This is a genomic window from Chelatococcus sp. KU-N122, from assembly GCF_055391085.1.
In genome coordinates, this window is sequence record NZ_AP043981.1 from 3,809,205 (window position 1) to 3,826,397 (window position 17,193).

Consider the following 17,193-nt stretch of genomic DNA (forward strand, 5'->3'; position numbering starts at 1 on the left):
GCGACCAGTTCGGCTCGGGTTGTGGTGCTGCGGGACACCGTCCGTTACAAATCGACCATACTGTATGGTCACGAAACGGCGTCCGCCCTGCCCGACGCGCGCCGGGAGCCGGGAACCCCTCCACCGCTACGCTCTCCGCTTTAGTCGAGCGCCTGCGCGACGTCGGCGATCAGGTCGTCGATGCGCTCGATGCCGACGGAGATGCGGATCAGCGCGTCCGTCTGGCCGATCTCCTCGCGCAGCTCCTTGGGCACGCCCGAATGGGTGGTGGAGGAGGGGTGGCAGACCAGGGTCTCGGTGCCGCCCAGGCTCACCGCCAGCTTGCACACCGCCAGCTTGTCGAGGAAGGCGAAGGCTTCCGCCTCGCCGCCCTTGACGTCGAAGGAGAAGGTGGAGCCCGCATCCGTCGCCTGCCGGTCGAACACCGCCTTGCGCGGGTCGCCGTCGGCCAGGAAGCCGAGGTAGTCGACCTTGGCGATCCTGGGGTGGCCGCGCAGGTATTCGGCTAGCCGGCGCGCATTGTCGGCGGCGCGCTCCATGCGGATCTGCAAGGTCTCCAGCGAGCGCATCAGCATCCAGCAGGAATGGGGATCGAGCTGGGTGCCGATGGCGCCACGCATCTGCATGATGCGGCGCACGTGGGCGAGGTCGCCGGTCACGCCGCCGGCGATCAGGTCGCTGTGGCCGCCGGCGTATTTGGTGAGCGAGTAGAGCGCCAGGTCGGCGCCATGCTTGAGCGGCTGCTGGAACAGCGGCCCGAGCAGGGTGTTGTCGACGGCCACCAGCGGCCTGCGGCCGTCCTGGCGGGCGCCGATCTCCTCGGCCACCTGCCGCATGAGGCGCAGATCGGTCAGCCCGCTGGTCGGGTTGGCCGGCGTCTCCACGAAGATCAGGCCGACTTGGCCCTTGCTCAGGGCCGCTTCGGCGGCGGCCCGCACCGCCGCGCCGTCGATGCCGTCGACGAAGCCGCTGGCGGCGATGCCGAAGCCGGCCAGCGTGTTGCGCAGCAGCGTTTCGGTGCCGCCGTAGAGGGGGCGCGAGTGCAGCACCACGTCGCCGGGCCGCAGGAAGGTGAGCAGGGTGGTGGCGATCGCCGCCATGCCGGAGGCGAACACCGCCCCGCGCTCGGCCCCGTCCCAGATCGCCAGGCGATCCTCGAGGATCTCGAAATTGGGGTTGTTGAAGCGCGAGTAGACCAGGCCCGCGGTTTCGCCGGCGCGCGCCTCGCGGCGGCCGGCGGTGATGTCGAACAGGTCCTTGCCCTGCTGCGCGCTCTCGAACACGAAGGTGGAGGTGAGGAAGATCGGCGGCTTCAGCGCGCCTTCCGAGAAGGCCGGCGCGTAGCCGTAGCCCATCATCAGCGTCTCGGGGCTGAGCTGGTGGCCGCCGATGTCGCGCTGCCTGTAGCTTTTCGACTTCATGTGCAAGCTCCCGCGTGGAGGGCCGATCACTGATGATGTAGGCCGCACCCCGCGCCGGGCCAGGGACAGACCCGCGACATACAGGGTTTTCGCGCCGCCGGCGTGATGTACCGGCTGGGGGCCTAGAAGGAGCTGGCGCCGGGCTGGTACCTCGGCGGCTCGTTCGGTGCCGGCCAGAGCTGGACCTCGGCCAACAGCGGCTCCAGCGGCCACGGCTTCTCAGTCGACGGCAGCGTCTCGCTGAAGCACGTGGCGGGGCTGTGGCTGTTAGCCGGCTCCTTCGCCGTGGCCCACGGCAGCTACGACAACAGCCGGCTCGTCGCGCTGCCCGGGGCCGGGATGGGCGCGGGCGTGTTCGACAGCGACAGCAGCATGACCTTCGTCGCCGGCCGCCTGCGGGCGGGCTACGAGTTCGCCTTCCCGAGCTGGTACGTCCGGCCCCAGGTCGACCTCTACCTCGTCTACGCCAACGCGCCCGGCTACCGGGAGCAGGGCGCCGCGAGCTACGCCCTCGCGGCGCAGGGCAGCACCCACACCAGCGCGATCGTCTCGCCCACAGTGGAGATCGGCGGCCGCTTCACCCTCGACGAGGCCATCCTGCGCCCGTTCGTGAGCGCCGGGATGTGCTTCAACTCCAACGACGCGCGCGTGGTGAAGTCGCGCATCGTGGGGGCTGGGTGGGAGAATGGTGCCTTCCAGACCGACCTGAACTCCCCCGCGGTGATCGGCAACGTCTCGGCCGGCCTCACGGTCTACGCGGCGAACGGCTTCAAGGCGAAGGCGGAATACACGCTGTCGGCGGGGGAGGCGTTCCTGGTGCAGCGGGGGAGCTTGCGGTTTGCGTATCATTTTTGAGGGGGGGAGGTGGGGGCGATGCGGTTCGGCCGGCGGCAGCGGTTCTCAGCCGAGGGTGGAACAACCCCGCAGAAGCTTAGCGGCTTCGACTCTGAGCGGACCTTATCGAGGTCCGGTTCTGGGTGATCTAATGTAGGGGCCGGCCCGTCGCGGCCGAATACAGACCGTACGCGCTCGGCTTAACCGCGAACGTCCATTGCGTCAGCGGTGGGGGCAACAGAGGGGCCGCGAGTAGCTGCGGCCGTAGCGGAGTTTCCAGCCGACCTACGCCAACTGTCGTGTCCATGCTATATTTGGAATCGATGCGCAGGGACGATCAGATCGAGGCGGCCATCGCCGCCGGCAAACGCAACGCCGAGGTAATAGAGCTCATGCGCAATTGGTGCGCGCATGCCCGCACCCGGCGCTCGGGCGGGGTCGGCATGATTGAGCAGATGACAGGTCTTCCGATCAGCCATTTTTCGATGGAATGCGACCATGCGCCTGCAGGTGGCATGGCCGCTTTCGACTTTGGCGAATCCGTGCTCGATTTCTACGACCGCAATTGCGCGACCTGTGTCATGCGCAAGCCCGTCGGTCTCCCCAATCTTTCCAAGCTTGTGAGTGAACGCCAGGAACAGCGCAGGGTCGCCGCCGCGCGGGATCAGATCGAGCAGCTCAAGGCCGAACAAGCTCTGAAAGTACGCAGCGATGCTCGGGCTGTGCTTCGCAAGGATCTGGACGCAGTTAACCAAGCGTTACTCGACGATCTTGATGCCTACGATCGCAAGCACGCCGAGGTCGATCGCAAACGGCTGTCCGAAGCGGCGCGGCTTGCGCCCGAGCGCATCAACAAGAAGCTAGTCGACCTGCTGTTCGACCAAGCGAGCGCCTCCACCTTGTTGGCATTGGTGGCGCTCGACGTCGCGGCGCAGGTCGAGCCAAATGAGCGGCGTACTCTGCTCCTTGCCCAGCGCCTGTTCCGCAGCCACGTGGAGACCCGGCTCGCGCCCGAAATTTTGATAGCCAACCTAAGCGCGATGAAGGACGGCGACATCACGGAGCTTGTGCCCGCGGCGGCCAATCTCGCCAGCCCCGACCGCCGCCAGTTCCTCGGCGGCGAGGGCCCACGCCCCTCGCCCAAGCTCTTGCTGGCGATGTGGAAAGGAAGCCCGGAGGCGGTCAAAGCTGGCGTCGACAGATTGCTGGACTGCAAGACGGCTGTCACCTCGCAGTTGGCGGGCCGAGCTATGCAACTTATTATTAAAATCGATCCCGCGGCCGCTGGGATTTTCGTGCGTGCAGCGGCGTCGCGCTATGTTCGCGCCAAGCAACTTCTGCCCGATCTCGGCGACTATGAGAGTTTGGGCGACATCGCCCAGGCGCTCGATTTAATCCTGAGCCTGGAGCCGCAAGTGCTCGATGCCATCCTGCAAGACTTAGCGGTCGGCGCCAACATCGAAGCCAAGCGAAATATTGCCAACATCTATGCTGAGGCGTGGCGTGCGCATTATCAAAATGGCGAGGAGAAGGCGCACCCGGTAAGCAGGCTTAAGCTCGGAATCGACCGGCTGATGTGGCTGCCGACGCAGATGTTCGACAGCGATGTGCTCCACAAGGTCTCGGGAGCGTTCCACCATCCGCCCGACGAGGTCTGGCCACTCATTGAGAAAGAAGCCGACAAGCTCATCGGCGCAGCCTTACTGCTTGACGACATCATCGCTGACAAGGAGCGCGGACAGAACAAAGACGCTGATTTTCTCGTCCAGATGGAATGGCAGAGTCTGCGCTCGGCGGCCTACGATGTCGCGGAGCATTTCCTCAAAGCCGCGGCAAAGTCCGCGAAAACGAGCGAAGCCAAGGCGCGCTTCATCGCCGCGATTCGGGCGGTTCCCGAAGAGCGAGCTTTGCTCCGCGGCCTTGCCGCCAAAGCGGCGATGAAGATGGCCGAGGACGTAGAGGGCTTAAAGGCCGTGCTGCCTACGCTTTATTCAGGACTGGTCGGCGCCGACGTCTTGGGCCGAGCTTATGCGGCGACGGCCCTCTCCGAAATTCCGGCGCGTGGCCGCCAGAACCTGCCCACACTCGTCTACGAAGCCTTTTGCGTGTTGCTGCTCGACCAGTTTGTCGCGGTGCATAAGTCGGCGGTGCGGACGCTCGGGCGGATTTCACTGCCCAAGGACTTGAAACCGCGCGCGGGTTTCGCCTTGTGCAACTTGATCTCAGTTTATTCTGATAGCGAAAAGGACGACGACTTCCTAGTGGACTGCATCGACGAGCTGTCCCGGCTCGCCGATCATCTCCCCAATCCCGACAGGATCCGCGACTCTCTGTGCCGCGCGGCGCTCAAAGCCCAGCCGCTCTACGTCCGCTCGGAGATGCGGAGTCTTCTTTACTCGCTGAAGCAAAGCGACGATTTTCCCTTGGTCGTTGCACATGTGCTTCCGCAATATGCGGATAATATGAACCAGCGCGACGTCGAGGGGGATCTTGTCGGCGCGATGACGCCGGCAGGTATCCTCAAGCATAGAGCACGCCTAGTTGAGGTCGGGGAAAGGCTGGCGGAATCCTCAATATGGCTTTCGGCGCTGATCACAGATGCCCTGTACCGCGCCGGCGCGCGCAGCGAAGCGGTTGGCCTGCTCGAGCATATGGCGACCGCATTCGGTAGCACGGTCAAAGACCAGGGCCGCGCCTTGTTCGTCGGCTTTCCATTGCTCGCCCATAAAATGGAGCAAGCGCTCGCCGGTGGCGACAATGCTGCTTGGGCAAGATTTGCCGATGAATGGGACGAAGCCGTCGCTCAACAAAAAGCGATGCTGGAGGACCGCCGTGCACGCGATTCTCGAAGCCGTTTTTCCTTCCCGCATTAGGGCGGTGCGGGCGCTTCTCGCGCCTGGCGGCCTTGATGCGACGAAAGCGCTCAATGAAGCCGCCGAGGCGGCCCGAGCCGCGCTGGCCCGTGTCCATGACGAGGACGGCCAGACCAACTGGCAGGCTTTAGCGGAATCGCTCAGCATCGCCGCCAAGCTTCGCCGGTGGCACCAGGCCGTGCGAGAGGGCGAAGCTGATGCCGACAGGTTTTTGAAAGCCGCGCGGCTCCAGTGCTCCGAATGGCAGACGGCGGACAACGGCTATGGCGATGAGCTCAAAACCATCCTCGGCGTGATCGACGGCGAGCTTTCGCCAAGCGATGTCGGTGCCTTGCTGGAAAAGCTCGCCCGCGTGCCTTTTCCGGTGGCGATCTTTACCGACGAGGCGAGTGGGCTGTCGCGCCGGCAGTCCGATGAGACCAAGGCCAAGCCCGAGCTCGCCGTCGCTTTTCTCGAGTTCCGGATCAATGGCCAGGAGGCGGCGGCGATCCACCGCCTGCCGGCCAACCAGCTTCACGATCTCGAGCTAACGTTGCGCGTCTCGCGCTGGGCGGAGGAAGCCGAGCGGCTGGTGCTGAAACCGGTGTCGGTCGAGCCGGAGGACTTATGGGACCTGCCGGAATTCGCATTCGATCGACCTTTAGGAAGCGCACCGTTCACGCTCCAAGCGCACGGGCGCCTGTCGATCAAGATGCCGACCGCGCTCGGCGCGCGACCACTCGAATTCCTCTATTCCGCGGAATTTGTGCCGGTCAGCGCCGAGCAGCCCGTCGCGGTCGCCGGGCAACGAAGCCTCAGGCTCGACAGCTCGGACGCGAGCGATCATCTCGCGACCGGCTATCCGTCGCTTGACGAGCGCCTCGTCGCGCTGCGTGATGATCTCCGCGCCGAACCGCGCATCTCCGAGCGCGAGACCGGCATTGCACTGAGGCTGGCCAAGCCGCTCGCCAATCTCGTCGGCCAGGCGGTGCAGGATAATAGCTTCCCCCAACCCATTGACGAAGCCACGCTCGAAAGACGCGTCACCGAGCATCTACGCCGCCATCCCGAGATCGGCATCGAACTAGAGGTCCAGGCACAGTCGGGAGGCGGGCGCACCGATCTCTCGTTCCGGCAGATCCGCATTGAGCTGAAGGTCAAGAATGATGCGCCGTTGACACAGGACGATTTGAGCCGGTTCGCGCTCCAGGCGGCGGCTTATGCGGCCAGCTCGGACAAGACGGTCGCGATTCTCTGTATCCTCGACGGTTCAGAAAAGAAGGGCCCGCCTATACCGATGACGGAAGCAGTAAGGGTGATTCCGGTCCAGCCGGGCGACCGGCCCATCTACGTGATCGCGTTTGTCCTCCAAGGCAATCTCGCGCGTCCCAGCGACCTCTCACGACGACCCGCAGGTGATGGACGCCTAATCGGCACTTAAGACCGCACCTCTGATGTCCGGAATGGCAGCACTTACGCCATCCCGAAATGTCCGCTATTGGGCAGCAAGCTGTTGCCTGCAACTGGCGCGACGCTGCCAGCCGATAGAAGCTGACCCGTTTTGATGACGGGATCTGGCCTCGGTTCAGGTGGGGGCCGTTTCGCGATCTGACGAAAGACGGCTACGGAGCCGGTGGCGGCTCGTCATCGAGGCGGGGCGCTGCCTTGCCGTAACGACTGGCGTTCTCTTCGCAGTGCTTTCGAACGATGGGGATCCATTTATCATACCAGCCCCACTCGCCACCGGCTACAACTGGGGCGCCATAGCCTTTCGCAGGCGACTTTGCGCCCATCTCCCTCCAGAGTTCCGCGTGCCGGGTTGCGTTGAAGAGAATGTACCCTTCGTCCTGCATCATGCGGACGATGTGCCCGGGCCGATGCTTCCGCAGGTCCTTGAGGATGACCTGCGCGATGTTCTGCGCCTCCTCAGTCCCAGGTTGCACCAAGTGGTAGGCCGCGTCGGCATTCTTGGGTCGGCTTACGGTGAGCGGCACGAAGGCGACGCGGAATGCGAACCGTGAGTCAGCCACCTCATCGGGCGAGAGCTTGGCGTGGAACGCGTCCATCATCGTCGCTACGTTGTCGGGCAGGCCGCCCGCCCGCTTCAGGACCTCGCGCTGATCAGGGCTGAAGGTGACGAACTGCAGTGCGATAGGAAGGCGGCGCTCAAGCCCGAATTGCGGTCCGAATAGCTTTTTGATGACATCGTTGAAGTTGATCGCGCAGGACTGGAGTTTGGAACTAATCGCGTCGTCGATCCGGTTCGTCGATCGGTGCTCGATCTCGTGTCTGAGCTCCAGTAAGAATTCGAGGTTGTCCTTGACCGCCTTGTCGACAGGGCACTCCTTCGCCCGCAGGCACTTGGCGAGTTCCCAGTATTTGTCGGCGCCGTTCTCGGTCTTGACGACCTCCATGGAGCCGTCCGGGGCACGCTTCTTGAACCGGTAATCAACGCGCTCGCGCCGATAGTACGCATGGTGGAGGTACGTCCATGCGATCACAGATGTAACGATGAACAGTTCGGCCCGGAAGTGCAGGCCGGCGCCGTTGAACGTGTGGACGGCGGCGATCATCGCTTCGCGCGCCTTGATCAGGAGCTCATCGCCCCGAAGGCTGAGCCCGGTCGTGTGGTCGATCTCGGGCCATGAGGCAAGGAACGCGTCGAGGGTCTCGGACGAGGCCTTCTCGACGTTCTGGTGCTTCCGGTTGGTCCTGATTTCGCCGATGGCCCGGTGGTTGATTGAACGCGTCGGCCGCGTGAAGTACGCCAACACGTCCTGATCGGTGATCGGCCCTCTGTCGAGGATCGCCTTGACCAGGGCGATCTCCCATTTCTCCAACGAGTTTCCTGAACGCCCTCTTGCCATTGCTTCCTCAAAGCCATTTTGGGAAGCTTAGATTATGAAATAGTTGCGCGCAACTGAGCATGCCTACTTCTACAAGATCACAAAATAATCCGAAGCGCGGCCTCGCGAACGACCGGATCTGGCGCCACGCAGAGGGCGGCTTCTGAACAGTGAGTCAACGTCGCCGCATGGCGGCTTAAGTCATACATGAATATATATTGGAGAAAAGTGCTGAATATAGCATTGATGTCTATGTAAATTACGTAAAAATATAACATATTAAACAAATATCGTAAGAATGTTCTGAAGTGGCGATTCCCTGCATTCGGTTACGGCGACAGTCTGCAGAATTGAGGTCTGACAGCATGATGGCCAGTTATGGGCCGTAGTTGTCCGGCACTGACGGAGATGGCGCACGTCGGCGGGCTGTTGCCGACCGCCGGGCGCCGCCGCCGCCCCACCTGCACGGGGCGGCGTGGCGCGGCCGCCGCCAGACAAGCTTTCCGGCGCCGGTCGCCCGCGCCGTCTCCGCGCGCTGCTGCCGCGGCCCTGCTTTAACGCCCATGAACGATCTGATATGGCCTCCCCGGGCGGCGCAGCCGTCGGGGGAGCGAGCCAGGCGCATGCACAAGCACGTCATCCGCGCGTTCACGCTGGTCCTGTTCGGGGGCCTGGTGGCGGTTCCGGTGCAGGCGGCCAACGCCGGGTTCGAATGCGCGTTCCGGCCGCTCGAGGGCGGGGATGCGCTGGGCGCCGACCTGAAGCCCCTGCTGCCGCGCGGCGAGGCGCTGAACGATGCGGACAACCTGGCCAACGCGGTCTCCGCGCTGCGCCAGCGCAAGGTCCGCGAGGCGGTCATCGTCGACAGCCTCGTCGCCGCCTATTGCCCCGTGGTCGCGGACGACAGCGCGCTCAGCGCGGCGCAGAAGGCGACGAAGGTGCAGCGCTACGCCATGCGGGTGTCCGGCATCGTCTATGCGCCCCAGGATGCCGAGGCGATCCTGCTTACCGTGCCCCTGGCGCCGAGCGTGGCGAACAAGGTCAATGCTAAGGCGCAGGCGGTCGGCGTGACGCCGGATACCTGGATCGCCAACGCCGTGAGCGCCGCCCTGCAGACGGCGCAGTGATGCGCGTCGGGGTGCCTCGACCATCCGTGTTCGCAATGGATGGTCGGAGCGGTCCCGCGTCGGCTGCCGGCCGATGGGCGATCGGCGGCGGCTCGCCGCGGCCGCTACGTGGCGCGGTGCGGCGTTGCCGGCCGGTGACTGCAGCGCGTGGCGCCGAGGAAAAATGCACCGTCCGCCCGTCGGTGGCCGCCTGGCACCCGCTGCGGACAGGCCGCATGAGCCATCCGGCGCGATGGGCCGGCCGGGAGGGGCGGCCTTGAGCTCGACCGGCGAGACGCCGTCGGGCGCTGCCGGCACGGCGCTCTATTACCTCGCCGCGATCCTTGTCGGCGCCTGCACCGGCCTCATCGGCACCGCGCTTCACCTGGGCGTCGACCGCGCGCTGGCGTGGCCGGAGGTGCTGCGGGCGCACGTGCAGCTCGACGGGCCTCATGTCCTGCTGCTGACCGGCGGCGTCTGCGCTCTCCTCGTGCTCGTCTCCGTCTGGCTGGTGCGCACCTTCGCTCCCGAAGCCGGCGGCTCCGGCGTGCAGGAGATCGAAGGGGCCATGGAAGGGCGCCGCACCGTCCGCTGGTCCCGCGTCCTGCCCGTCAAGTTCGTCGGCGGGCTGCTGTCGCTCGGCTCCGGGCTGGTGCTCGGCCGGGAGGGGCCGACCATCCACATGGGCGCCTCGGTCGCCCAGGCCGCGGCCCAGGGTCTCAGGCTGCCGACCATGGAGAGCCGCGGGCTCCTCGCCGCCGGCGCCGCCGCCGGCCTCGCCGCGGCCTTCAGCGCGCCGCTCGCCTCCGTGCTGTTCGTGATCGAGGAGACGCGCCGGCAGTTTCCCTATTCGCTGAAGACCTACACGGGCGTCATGGCCGCCTCCGTGGTCAGCGGCATCGTCGTCGAGGCCCTCGCCGGCCGCCGGCCGTTCATGGCCATGGCGGTGCCCGACCTCGGGCTGTCGTTCCTGCCGGCCTTCGTTCTGCTCGGCCTGCTGCTGGGGGTGGCCGGCGTGGTGTTCAACCGGTGCCTGGTCTGGTCGCTGGACACGGCGCTGGCGATGGGCAAGCGCACGTCGTTCTATCTCCTGCCGGCGGTGGTGGGGTGCGTCATCGGCGTGCTGCTCGTCGTGCAGCCGGAGGCGACGAAGGGCGGCGACATGCTGGCGATCACGCTGGTGCGCGAGAACCTGCCGCTCGCGACCATTGCGGCCGTGGTGCTGATCCGCTTCGTGATGACCCTGGCCAGCTACGCCACCGGCGTGCCCGGCGGCATCTTCGCGCCGATCCTCGCCCTGGCGACGGCGCTCGGCCTGCTGTTCGGGCTCTGCCTGGAGCTGGTGATGCCGCTGCCCGCCGGTGCCGCGGGGGCGCTCGCCGTCGCCGCCATGGGCGGCCTGTTCTCATCGACGATCCGGGCCCCCCTCGTCGGCGTGGTGCTGATCGCGGAGCTCACCGGCGCCTACACGCTGCTGCTGCCGACGCTCATCACCTGCATGCTGGCCAATCTGGTCGCCGATGCGCTGGGCGGGCGGCCGATCTACGAGGTGCTGCTCGAGCGCACGCTGCGCCTGGCGGGAGAGGCCCCGTCCGCCGCCCGCCCGGCCGCGAGCGAGGCGCTGCCGATCGGCGGCTGGGATCAGCGGTAGAGCATCTTCAAGCGAGGCGGACGCACCTCGCGGCGGCCTTGGTCCACGACGTCGCTCGCGGGCCTTCCAGCTATCCCTTGGCCGTCCGAGCGCTCCGTTCCAGGAATGCCATGGCGCGGGACCCCTGGTTCGGCAGGACGTGGTAGCCGTCGTCGATAAAGCAGATCTCCGCCTGCGGGGCTGCCCGTTCCAGCCGGGCCCGCGTATCGCGCGAATCGAGCAGGACATCCTGCCCGCCGATGATCGTGAGGATCGGCATGCGGAGCTGACGGAGCTGGTCGTCCGTCAGCCGCGGGATCGTCACGATTCGCGGCCTGATCGCCCGGCCGATCGCCTCCATCAGGTCAACCATCGGCCGCACATCGGCCGGCCATTGCTTGGGAACGGGACCGAACACCTTCTCTCGGACCTTGCGCCTGCCCCACGCGCCGAGCAGCATGAGCGGCGCCGCCGTCAGCAGAAAATTCTTCTGCCGCCCGATGCCGGCCGGGCAGATCAAGGCGAGCGCTCGAACCGCTGACGGCCGTCGGCTCGCGTAGTCGAGCGCAAGCCAGCCGCCCAGCGACATCCCGACGAGGCCGGCCGTTCGCAGTCCCAAGCCCTTGAAGACGTCGTCGAGCCACAGGGCGTGCGCGTCCCCGGCGAGGTCCGGCCTCACCCGGGCGCTCAGCCCGGCTTCGCCGATCATGTCGACCGCAAGCAGCCGGAACCTGGATGACCACAGCGGGATGTCCGGCATCCACGCTGCGGCGTTGGCCTGGGCGCCGTGAAGCAGCACGATCGGGGGCGCGTCCTCCGGTCCGCAGGCGACGACGAATGTCGAGCCCTGCCGTGTCGGGATGTGCAGCTCGGATTTCGGCACCGGCCATTGGTCCAGAACCTGCCGATACTGCGACGCGATCTTCCGGGCCGCCGTGCCGTTTCGAAAGACCACGTCGTTCATCAGCGCGGCCGCAGTTGCAGGTGCAGCATCTCCAGCAGCTTGGCTGCATCGGATGGACTGCCGATGACGACGACTTTCAGGAACTTGGCGAGCGGATCGAAGGCCGTGCTGACATGCAGCGGCGACGAGCGGCCGTCGCCTGTCATCGCAACGGCACTCAGGAACGTGGCCATCCGCTCGGCGCGCTCGAGCGTCATGCGCGGGATCTCGACGATGCAGGTTGCACGCGCCTCATCCGCCGACTCGGCGTGGCCGCTGACGACGCCGGCAAAGGCGTCGAGTCTGGCCTGGTCGATGCGATAGGACTTGCCGATCCGCGTCGCCGGCAGGCGCCCGCTGCGGATGTGGCGGAGCACGGTCTTGGGGTGCAGCTTCAGCTGCTCCGCCGCCTGCTCGACGGTGACAAGTACGTCTGACATGTCCACATTGTTCCTTAAATCGCCATTTTAAGGTACGATAAGGGGCGATATAGGGCAATAGGGCAAGGTACCCAGCCTTGAGTACGATGGAGGGGCCGGCGATGTCGGACGCTGCTGCAACACAGATGAAGTCCCGCCTGCGCGCAGATCTGGCCGCGGCGATGAAGCTCGGGCGGAAGCGTGAAGCCGCGCTCGTTCGAGAGCTGATCGCCGCGATCGACAATGCCGAGGCTGCGCCCGCCCGCGCGGAGCGCGTGTCCCTGGTCCGCCATGATTTCCACGCCGGCTCGGCGGAAGTGGAACGGCTTGTCCTGAGCACGGATCAGGTGCGTGGTCTCATGTTGAGAGAGATCGAAGAGCGCGAGCAGGCCGCCGCCGAATTCGACCGCTTAGGTGAAGCGGAGACTGCCGAGGCGCTGCGTGCAGACGCGCGGGCAGCAAAGCGATATGTCGCGGCATAGACGCGAAGGCCCGCGATGGGCCTGGAGACGCGGCGGTGGGTGGGAGCATTCGCCGTGCCGTGAATGAATGTCACGCGTCCGCCTTCCCCGGCGCAGGGAAGGAGCCGGGCGACCCCGCCGATACGCTCTTCCGCGTCGAGTTCCGGGCCGGCCAGCCCACGTGATCCCCGACCGTGCTGTCGGTCACGCGACCTTGGCTAATATCTGGTCAACCGTCTGGGCGACCGGCTGCCGCGTGTCGATCTCGATATGGGCCGATTGTCGGAGCAGCGGCTCGACCGCTTCGATCAGCTCGGCAACCCTGCGCTGTTCTTCAGCTGTCTGACCGTAGCCGTCGCCCGACCGGCCCCGGAGCCGGGCCGTGATCGTCCCGAGCGGCGCGGACAGAAGGACGATCGTGTCGATCACGTCGAACAGCTGGCCCATATTCTCCGCGCAGCCACTGACGAACAGCTCTCGTTCCACATGCCGCGATAGGAGGTCCCGGACGCGGTCTTCCCGCCACACCCAATCCTGTCCCTCCTTGGGTGTCAGATCATCGCCTGGAGCTGCATCGATCCAGTGCGACCACTCCGGCGAATCCAGATCGATCGCATGATGCCCCCGCTGCATCAGCTCTTCGATCACGGCGGATTTGCCCGTTCCCGACATGCCTGTGATAAGGATGCGCTTCACGATCGATTGTCCCGCTGTCGCAAAATTCCCAAGACCCGCAACGCAAGGGTCGGCCTATCTCGCCGTAGAACGGACGCAGATGCGCGCCGACATCGGCGGCGACCCGCCGGCGCCGTTACCGCGAGGCCAGTGCGGCAGCCTCCGCGGCGCATTCGGAGACCGAGGGCACCCGTTTCGCTTTCGCAGCGTTCACCTCCGCTGTCGCGGCTTTGAGGTCAGCGAGGAATGCCGGGTCGGTTTGCAGCCGCGCGACCGTCGCCGCGCCCATGATCCGGCCCGCATCGACGTCGCTCTGCCAGTGTGCGTCGCAGATCACCCGGCTCTGCCCGAACTCGATGCCGCGCTTGAGCAGGGCATCCGCGCGCTCGGGATTGATCTGCGCGAAGACGAGGGCCCATCCCCAGCCGGCAGCGGTGTGGCCCGACGGGTAGGAGCCGTCACCCCGCAGAATGGCCTCCTGATCCGCCCGGCAGGTCGCTTCGTCGTGGACCACGAAGGGGCGGACCCGATTGTACTTGTTCTTCACGCCATAGGTCGAGAGGCCGAAATCCGACAGCATCTTCTGCATCATCGCATAGAGCCGCGGGGTGTGCTGGCTGTCGATCTTGACGCCCATCGCGCAGGAGAAATTGTCGGCAGCCTGCGGAAAGGCGAGATCGGCGTCGGTGTAGGCGAGCCTCCAGCGCTCGGTGTTTCGCAACGGGATCGTCGCCGTGCGTGCTTCCTCGTCCCGGGCCAGGGCAGCCGAAGCCGTCTCGGGTGGCGGACCGAGCAGCATCAGGCTGTCCGGCAGGTCGGACCGCTTCAGATAACCCGGCGCGATCTTGAAATGCGGGTCGGTGACCTTGGGCTGCGCTTCGCCCACCTGCGCCAGGGCCTGCCCGCAGAGCGCGAGCAGCGCAACGAGGGACACATGCGCGGCCCGCACCGCAGTCGCGGTCATCGACATTCCCATTCCTTTCGTCATTGCCAAGCACATGGAGGCCCGGTCGGACGTCGTACATGGACAGCCCGCCCGTCTTGCCATTTCGCGACAATCACCACCGGCTATTCTCATCCTCGTCGGTCGCGAATCCCCCGGGATTCGGCCTTGTGAGAAGCGTGGACGCGGTGATCGCGACGAGGCCCGATGGCTGATATCCCTTTGACGCGCGGCCAGTTCCTGCTGCCCTTCGTCGGCATCCTCGACGATATCGGCGCTCCGACGGAGACGCTCCTGGAGAGGTTCCGGCTGCCATCGTCTCTGGCCGACAAGAGCGATCTCTATCTGCCGCTCCTGCCGGCGCTGCGTTTCGTGGACACCGCCCAGAGAACCCAGGGCATCGCGGATTTCGGCTTTCTCGCCGCCGATCGCCTGCACTTCTCCCATCTGAGGGAAAAGACACGGGCCCGGATCGCGCATTCACCGACGCTGCTCGTCGCGCTCCGGCACGCCTGCCATTGGGCGTCGCGGGAAGACACCATTCTGAGCATGTGGATCGAATATGACGCGGACCATGTGCGGGTCTGCAGCCGGCTCGCCGGAACCGGGCTCCTGCATCTGAAATACGCGCAGTGGATCCAGAATATCTTCCCGATCCACATCATCCGTCAATTTGCGGGGCCCGGCTGGATGCCGACGGCGGTCGCCTTCGAATCATCTTATACGCCGAGCCCTGCGACGCGATCCTCCTGGCCGAACGTGCGGTTCCTGTCCGGTCAGCATGCCGCCTGGATCAGCCTGCCGATCGCGCTCCTCGGCCTCCCCAACCGGTCGAGCACGTTGGTCGCGCCGCCGCGCGACAACGAGGATGGTCCGACCGCCTACGACATCGTCGATCTGCTCAAGCTGATGCTGCCGGCCTATCTCGACGAGGGAACCACGGCCCTTGCCGACGTCGCCGAGATCGCGGGCGTCAGCGCGCGGACGCTTCAACGCAAGCTCGCCCATTTAGGCCTGTCTTACTCGGACATACTCGACACCGTCAGGTACGAGAATGCCAGCCGGCTTCTGCGCGACACCGATTGCCGGATCATCGACGTCGCCTTTTCCTCCGGCTACACGGACCCGGCACATTTCAGCCGCGCCTTCCGCCGGATGACGGGCATCACGCCGCGTCAGTTTCGCGCGCAATCGCGGCTCGCCTAACGACGTCAGCCGAGATGAGCGCCGGCGCCCCAAAAGGGGCACCGGTCCGGGCTAGCGCGCACCATGTCGGCGCCGCGGGAATCGGCTATACCTCCTCCCGGCGCGGCCCGCGCCTCCCCCCTCCGCCGGGAAAGTATGCTGCATACGGGGCCGCTTTGGATCATCGAACCGACTGTTCGGGCATCGGCATGAGGAGGGATTGCGAACACCGCCCGCAATAGGAGGTTGCCGGTGAAGCTGTCCGCGCCGATCTATCGTCTGAGGCGTAACGCCAAGCTTTTGTCAGTCCGCGAGAAGATCCCGCTCAACGCGGCGCTCGATCGTATCGCGCGCCAGGAGGGCTACGCGCGCTGGAGCCTGCTGGTGGCCAGGCAACCCGCATCGAAGCCGGCGGCAAGGCTGTTGTCGCGTCTCGAGCCCGGCGACCTCCTGCTGGTGGCCGCGCGTCCCGGCCAGGGCAAGACGCTGCTGAGCCTGGAGCTCGCCGTGGAGGCCATGAAGCGGGGCGACCGGGCCGCCTTCTTCACGCTCGAGTATACGGCGAAGGATGTCCTCGACCGCTTCCGGGCCATCGGCGCGAACCCTGCGGCGTTCGACGGCCTGTTCGACTGCGACTGCTCCGACGAGATCAGTGCCGGTTACGTCATGGACCGGCTGGCAACAGCGCCCCGCGGCACCTTTGCCGTGATCGACTATCTGCAGCTGCTCGACCAGCGGCGCGACAAGCCCGCATTGATGGATCAGGTCCGCACCCTCAAGGCCTTTGCCCGCGACCGGGAGCTGATCATGGCCTTCATCTCGCAGGTCGACCGATCCTACGATCCCGCGACGAAGCCGTATCCCGACATGAGGGACATCCGGCTGCCGAATCCGTTGGATTTGCAGCTGTTCGACAAGACCTGCTTCTTGAGCAATGGCGAGGTCGCGTTCCGAGCGGCGGGGGAGGGGCAATAGCGCGGCGGGGCAGCTCGGCCGCGTGGGCGTGTGCGGTGGCGACGGCCTGGTCGTCATGACCGGCGCCGTCGTCGGCGGCGAGCGATGCCCCCTCGTTGCTGGCGGGCTTATTTACGGATATATGACATCCTCAATAGGCGGTGTGGATACCGGATGATCCTGAAGAGCCAGGTGGAGTGGGCGCTCCACTGCTGCGCCATCCTGGCCGGCCTTCCGGCCGGCAAGTACCTCTCGACCAAGGCGCTGGCCGAGCTGCACGGGCTGCCGAAGGAGTATCTCTCCAAGGCCCTGCAAAGCCTGTCGCAGGCCGGCATCGTCGATACGGCGCTCGGCCCGAGCGGCGGCTACCGGCTGCGCACGTCGGCGGCGGAGGTGACCTTCCTCGACATCGTCGAGGCGGTGGAGGGCAAGACCCGGTCGTTCGCCTGCAGCGAGATCCGGGCCAACAACCCGTGCCGGCCGGCGGGGCATTGCGAGACCAAGCCCTGCGCCATCGCCCGCATCATGTGGGAGGCCGACGAGGCCTGGCGGGCGAAGCTGCGCGAGGTGCGCCTCTCCGACCTGATCGGCATCCTGACGACGGAGGTCGATCCCAAGATCTGGCGGGACACCTTCGAGTGGACGCTGAAGCGGGCGGGGTAGATGAGCCGTCACCGCCTCGTGCCATGGTGCCGCGACCTCCGGCGGCCAACCGCGGACCTCGCCCCCTTTGCAGCGATCGGATTCACGCATCTCGTGCGCGTCATGGCCGGGCTTGACCCGGCCATCCATCCACTTGAAAAACAACAGCATTCGGGCAGCCCTGTCGGGCTGACGTGCTCGCTTTGATGGATGGCCGGGTCAAGCCCGGCCATGACGAGGCTGGGGGCGAGAAGTCTTTATCTTCAACGGCATGTCCGGCGT

15 protein-coding genes are annotated in these 17,193 nt (G+C 65.9%); 9 read left to right on the forward strand and 6 right to left on the reverse strand.

Annotated features, from left to right (window positions below; all coding sequences use genetic code 11):
* Positions 1-140: 140 nt before the first annotated feature.
* Positions 141-1,421 carry a cystathionine gamma-synthase family protein gene (locus ACZ5PO_RS17010; protein ID WP_464195538.1) on the reverse strand — a complete coding sequence of 427 codons (1,281 nt, stop codon included), beginning with the start codon at positions 1,419-1,421 and terminating at the stop codon, positions 141-143.
* Positions 1,422-1,553: 132 nt separating this feature from the next.
* Here ACZ5PO_RS17010 and ACZ5PO_RS17015 point away from each other — a divergent pair, with 132 nt between their 5' ends.
* The 3 genes from ACZ5PO_RS17015 (at position 1,554) to ACZ5PO_RS17025 (ending at position 6,548) form a co-directional block, all read left to right on the forward strand.
* Positions 1,554-2,276, forward strand: a complete 723-nt coding sequence (locus tag ACZ5PO_RS17015; protein WP_464196874.1) for an autotransporter outer membrane beta-barrel domain-containing protein — start codon at positions 1,554-1,556, stop codon at positions 2,274-2,276.
* 302 nt (positions 2,277-2,578) lie between these two features.
* A complete protein-coding gene (locus tag ACZ5PO_RS17020; RefSeq protein ID WP_464195540.1) occupies positions 2,579-5,128 on the forward strand; it encodes a hypothetical protein in 2,550 nt (849 codons plus the stop codon).
* Positions 5,088-6,548, forward strand: a complete 1,461-nt coding sequence (locus ACZ5PO_RS17025) for a hypothetical protein (protein ID WP_464195542.1) — start codon at positions 5,088-5,090, stop codon at positions 6,546-6,548. Before ACZ5PO_RS17020 ends, ACZ5PO_RS17025 begins: the two co-directional genes overlap by 41 nt.
* A gap of 181 nt (positions 6,549-6,729) precedes the next feature.
* On the opposite strand, the gene ACZ5PO_RS17030 is transcribed toward ACZ5PO_RS17025, so the two are convergent.
* The gene (locus tag ACZ5PO_RS17030) at positions 6,730-7,947 is read right to left on the reverse strand and encodes a DUF3644 domain-containing protein (protein WP_464195544.1); all 1,218 of its coding nucleotides are present in this window, start codon (positions 7,945-7,947) and stop codon (positions 6,730-6,732) included.
* Positions 7,948-8,576: 629 nt separating this feature from the next.
* Here ACZ5PO_RS17030 and ACZ5PO_RS17035 point away from each other — a divergent pair.
* Positions 8,577-9,080 (forward strand): hypothetical protein, encoded by a 504-nt coding sequence (locus ACZ5PO_RS17035; protein WP_464195546.1) that lies wholly within the window; start codon positions 8,577-8,579, stop codon positions 9,078-9,080.
* 256 nt (positions 9,081-9,336) lie between these two features.
* Positions 9,337-10,710 (forward strand): H(+)/Cl(-) exchange transporter ClcA, encoded by a 1,374-nt coding sequence (gene clcA, locus ACZ5PO_RS17040; RefSeq protein WP_464195548.1) that lies wholly within the window; start codon positions 9,337-9,339, stop codon positions 10,708-10,710.
* 70 nt (positions 10,711-10,780) lie between these two features.
* Here clcA and ACZ5PO_RS17045 read toward each other — a convergent pair whose 3' ends face one another.
* Positions 10,781-11,653: an alpha/beta fold hydrolase gene (locus ACZ5PO_RS17045; protein ID WP_464195550.1), complete on the reverse strand. Its 873-nt coding sequence runs from the start codon at positions 11,651-11,653 to the stop codon at positions 10,781-10,783.
* A complete protein-coding gene (locus ACZ5PO_RS17050) occupies positions 11,653-12,072 on the reverse strand; it encodes a helix-turn-helix domain-containing protein (RefSeq protein ID WP_464195552.1) in 420 nt (139 codons plus the stop codon). The genes ACZ5PO_RS17045 and ACZ5PO_RS17050 overlap by 1 nt, the downstream gene beginning before the upstream one ends.
* A gap of 101 nt (positions 12,073-12,173) precedes the next feature.
* Here ACZ5PO_RS17050 and ACZ5PO_RS17055 point away from each other — a divergent pair, with 101 nt between their 5' ends.
* Positions 12,174-12,533 carry a GatB/YqeY domain-containing protein gene (locus tag ACZ5PO_RS17055; protein WP_464195554.1) on the forward strand — a complete coding sequence of 120 codons (360 nt, stop codon included), beginning with the start codon at positions 12,174-12,176 and terminating at the stop codon, positions 12,531-12,533.
* Positions 12,534-12,716: 183 nt separating this feature from the next.
* Here ACZ5PO_RS17055 and ACZ5PO_RS17060 read toward each other — a convergent pair whose 3' ends face one another.
* Both ACZ5PO_RS17060 and ACZ5PO_RS17065 read right to left on the reverse strand, forming a co-directional pair.
* The gene (locus ACZ5PO_RS17060; RefSeq protein WP_464195556.1) at positions 12,717-13,208 is read right to left on the reverse strand and encodes an AAA family ATPase; all 492 of its coding nucleotides are present in this window, start codon (positions 13,206-13,208) and stop codon (positions 12,717-12,719) included.
* A gap of 115 nt (positions 13,209-13,323) precedes the next feature.
* The gene (locus ACZ5PO_RS17065; RefSeq protein WP_464195558.1) at positions 13,324-14,157 is read right to left on the reverse strand and encodes an acid phosphatase; all 834 of its coding nucleotides are present in this window, start codon (positions 14,155-14,157) and stop codon (positions 13,324-13,326) included.
* Positions 14,158-14,337: 180 nt separating this feature from the next.
* On the opposite strand from ACZ5PO_RS17065, the gene ACZ5PO_RS17070 reads away from it, so the two are divergent.
* The 3 genes from ACZ5PO_RS17070 (at position 14,338) to ACZ5PO_RS17080 (ending at position 16,932) form a co-directional block, all read left to right on the forward strand.
* Positions 14,338-15,336 (forward strand): helix-turn-helix transcriptional regulator, encoded by a 999-nt coding sequence (locus ACZ5PO_RS17070; RefSeq protein WP_464195560.1) that lies wholly within the window; start codon positions 14,338-14,340, stop codon positions 15,334-15,336.
* 231 nt (positions 15,337-15,567) lie between these two features.
* Positions 15,568-16,290, forward strand: a complete 723-nt coding sequence (locus tag ACZ5PO_RS17075) for a DNA helicase (RefSeq protein WP_464195562.1) — start codon at positions 15,568-15,570, stop codon at positions 16,288-16,290.
* 153 nt (positions 16,291-16,443) lie between these two features.
* Positions 16,444-16,932 (forward strand): RrF2 family transcriptional regulator, encoded by a 489-nt coding sequence (locus ACZ5PO_RS17080; protein WP_464195564.1) that lies wholly within the window; start codon positions 16,444-16,446, stop codon positions 16,930-16,932.
* Positions 16,933-17,193: the final 261 nt, after the last annotated feature.

What these genes read in the sequence shown, in the direction of transcription:
- ACZ5PO_RS17010 (WP_464195538.1), bottom strand. Translation starts at nt 1,421, where the DNA reads ATGAAGTCGAAAAGCTACAGGCAGCGCGACATCGGCGGCCACCAGCTC.
- ACZ5PO_RS17020 (WP_464195540.1), top strand. Translation starts at nt 2,579, where the DNA reads ATGCGCAGGGACGATCAGATCGAGGCGGCCATCGCCGCCGGCAAACGC.
- ACZ5PO_RS17035 (WP_464195546.1), top strand. Translation starts at nt 8,577, where the DNA reads ATGCACAAGCACGTCATCCGCGCGTTCACGCTGGTCCTGTTCGGGGGC.
- ACZ5PO_RS17045 (WP_464195550.1), bottom strand. Translation starts at nt 11,653, where the DNA reads ATGAACGACGTGGTCTTTCGAAACGGCACGGCGGCCCGGAAGATCGCG.
- ACZ5PO_RS17050 (WP_464195552.1), bottom strand. Translation starts at nt 12,072, where the DNA reads ATGTCAGACGTACTTGTCACCGTCGAGCAGGCGGCGGAGCAGCTGAAG.
- ACZ5PO_RS17055 (WP_464195554.1), top strand. Translation starts at nt 12,174, where the DNA reads ATGTCGGACGCTGCTGCAACACAGATGAAGTCCCGCCTGCGCGCAGAT.
- ACZ5PO_RS17065 (WP_464195558.1), bottom strand. Translation starts at nt 14,157, where the DNA reads ATGTCGATGACCGCGACTGCGGTGCGGGCCGCGCATGTGTCCCTCGTT.
- ACZ5PO_RS17070 (WP_464195560.1), top strand. Translation starts at nt 14,338, where the DNA reads ATGGCTGATATCCCTTTGACGCGCGGCCAGTTCCTGCTGCCCTTCGTC.
- ACZ5PO_RS17080 (WP_464195564.1), top strand. Translation starts at nt 16,444, where the DNA reads ATGATCCTGAAGAGCCAGGTGGAGTGGGCGCTCCACTGCTGCGCCATC.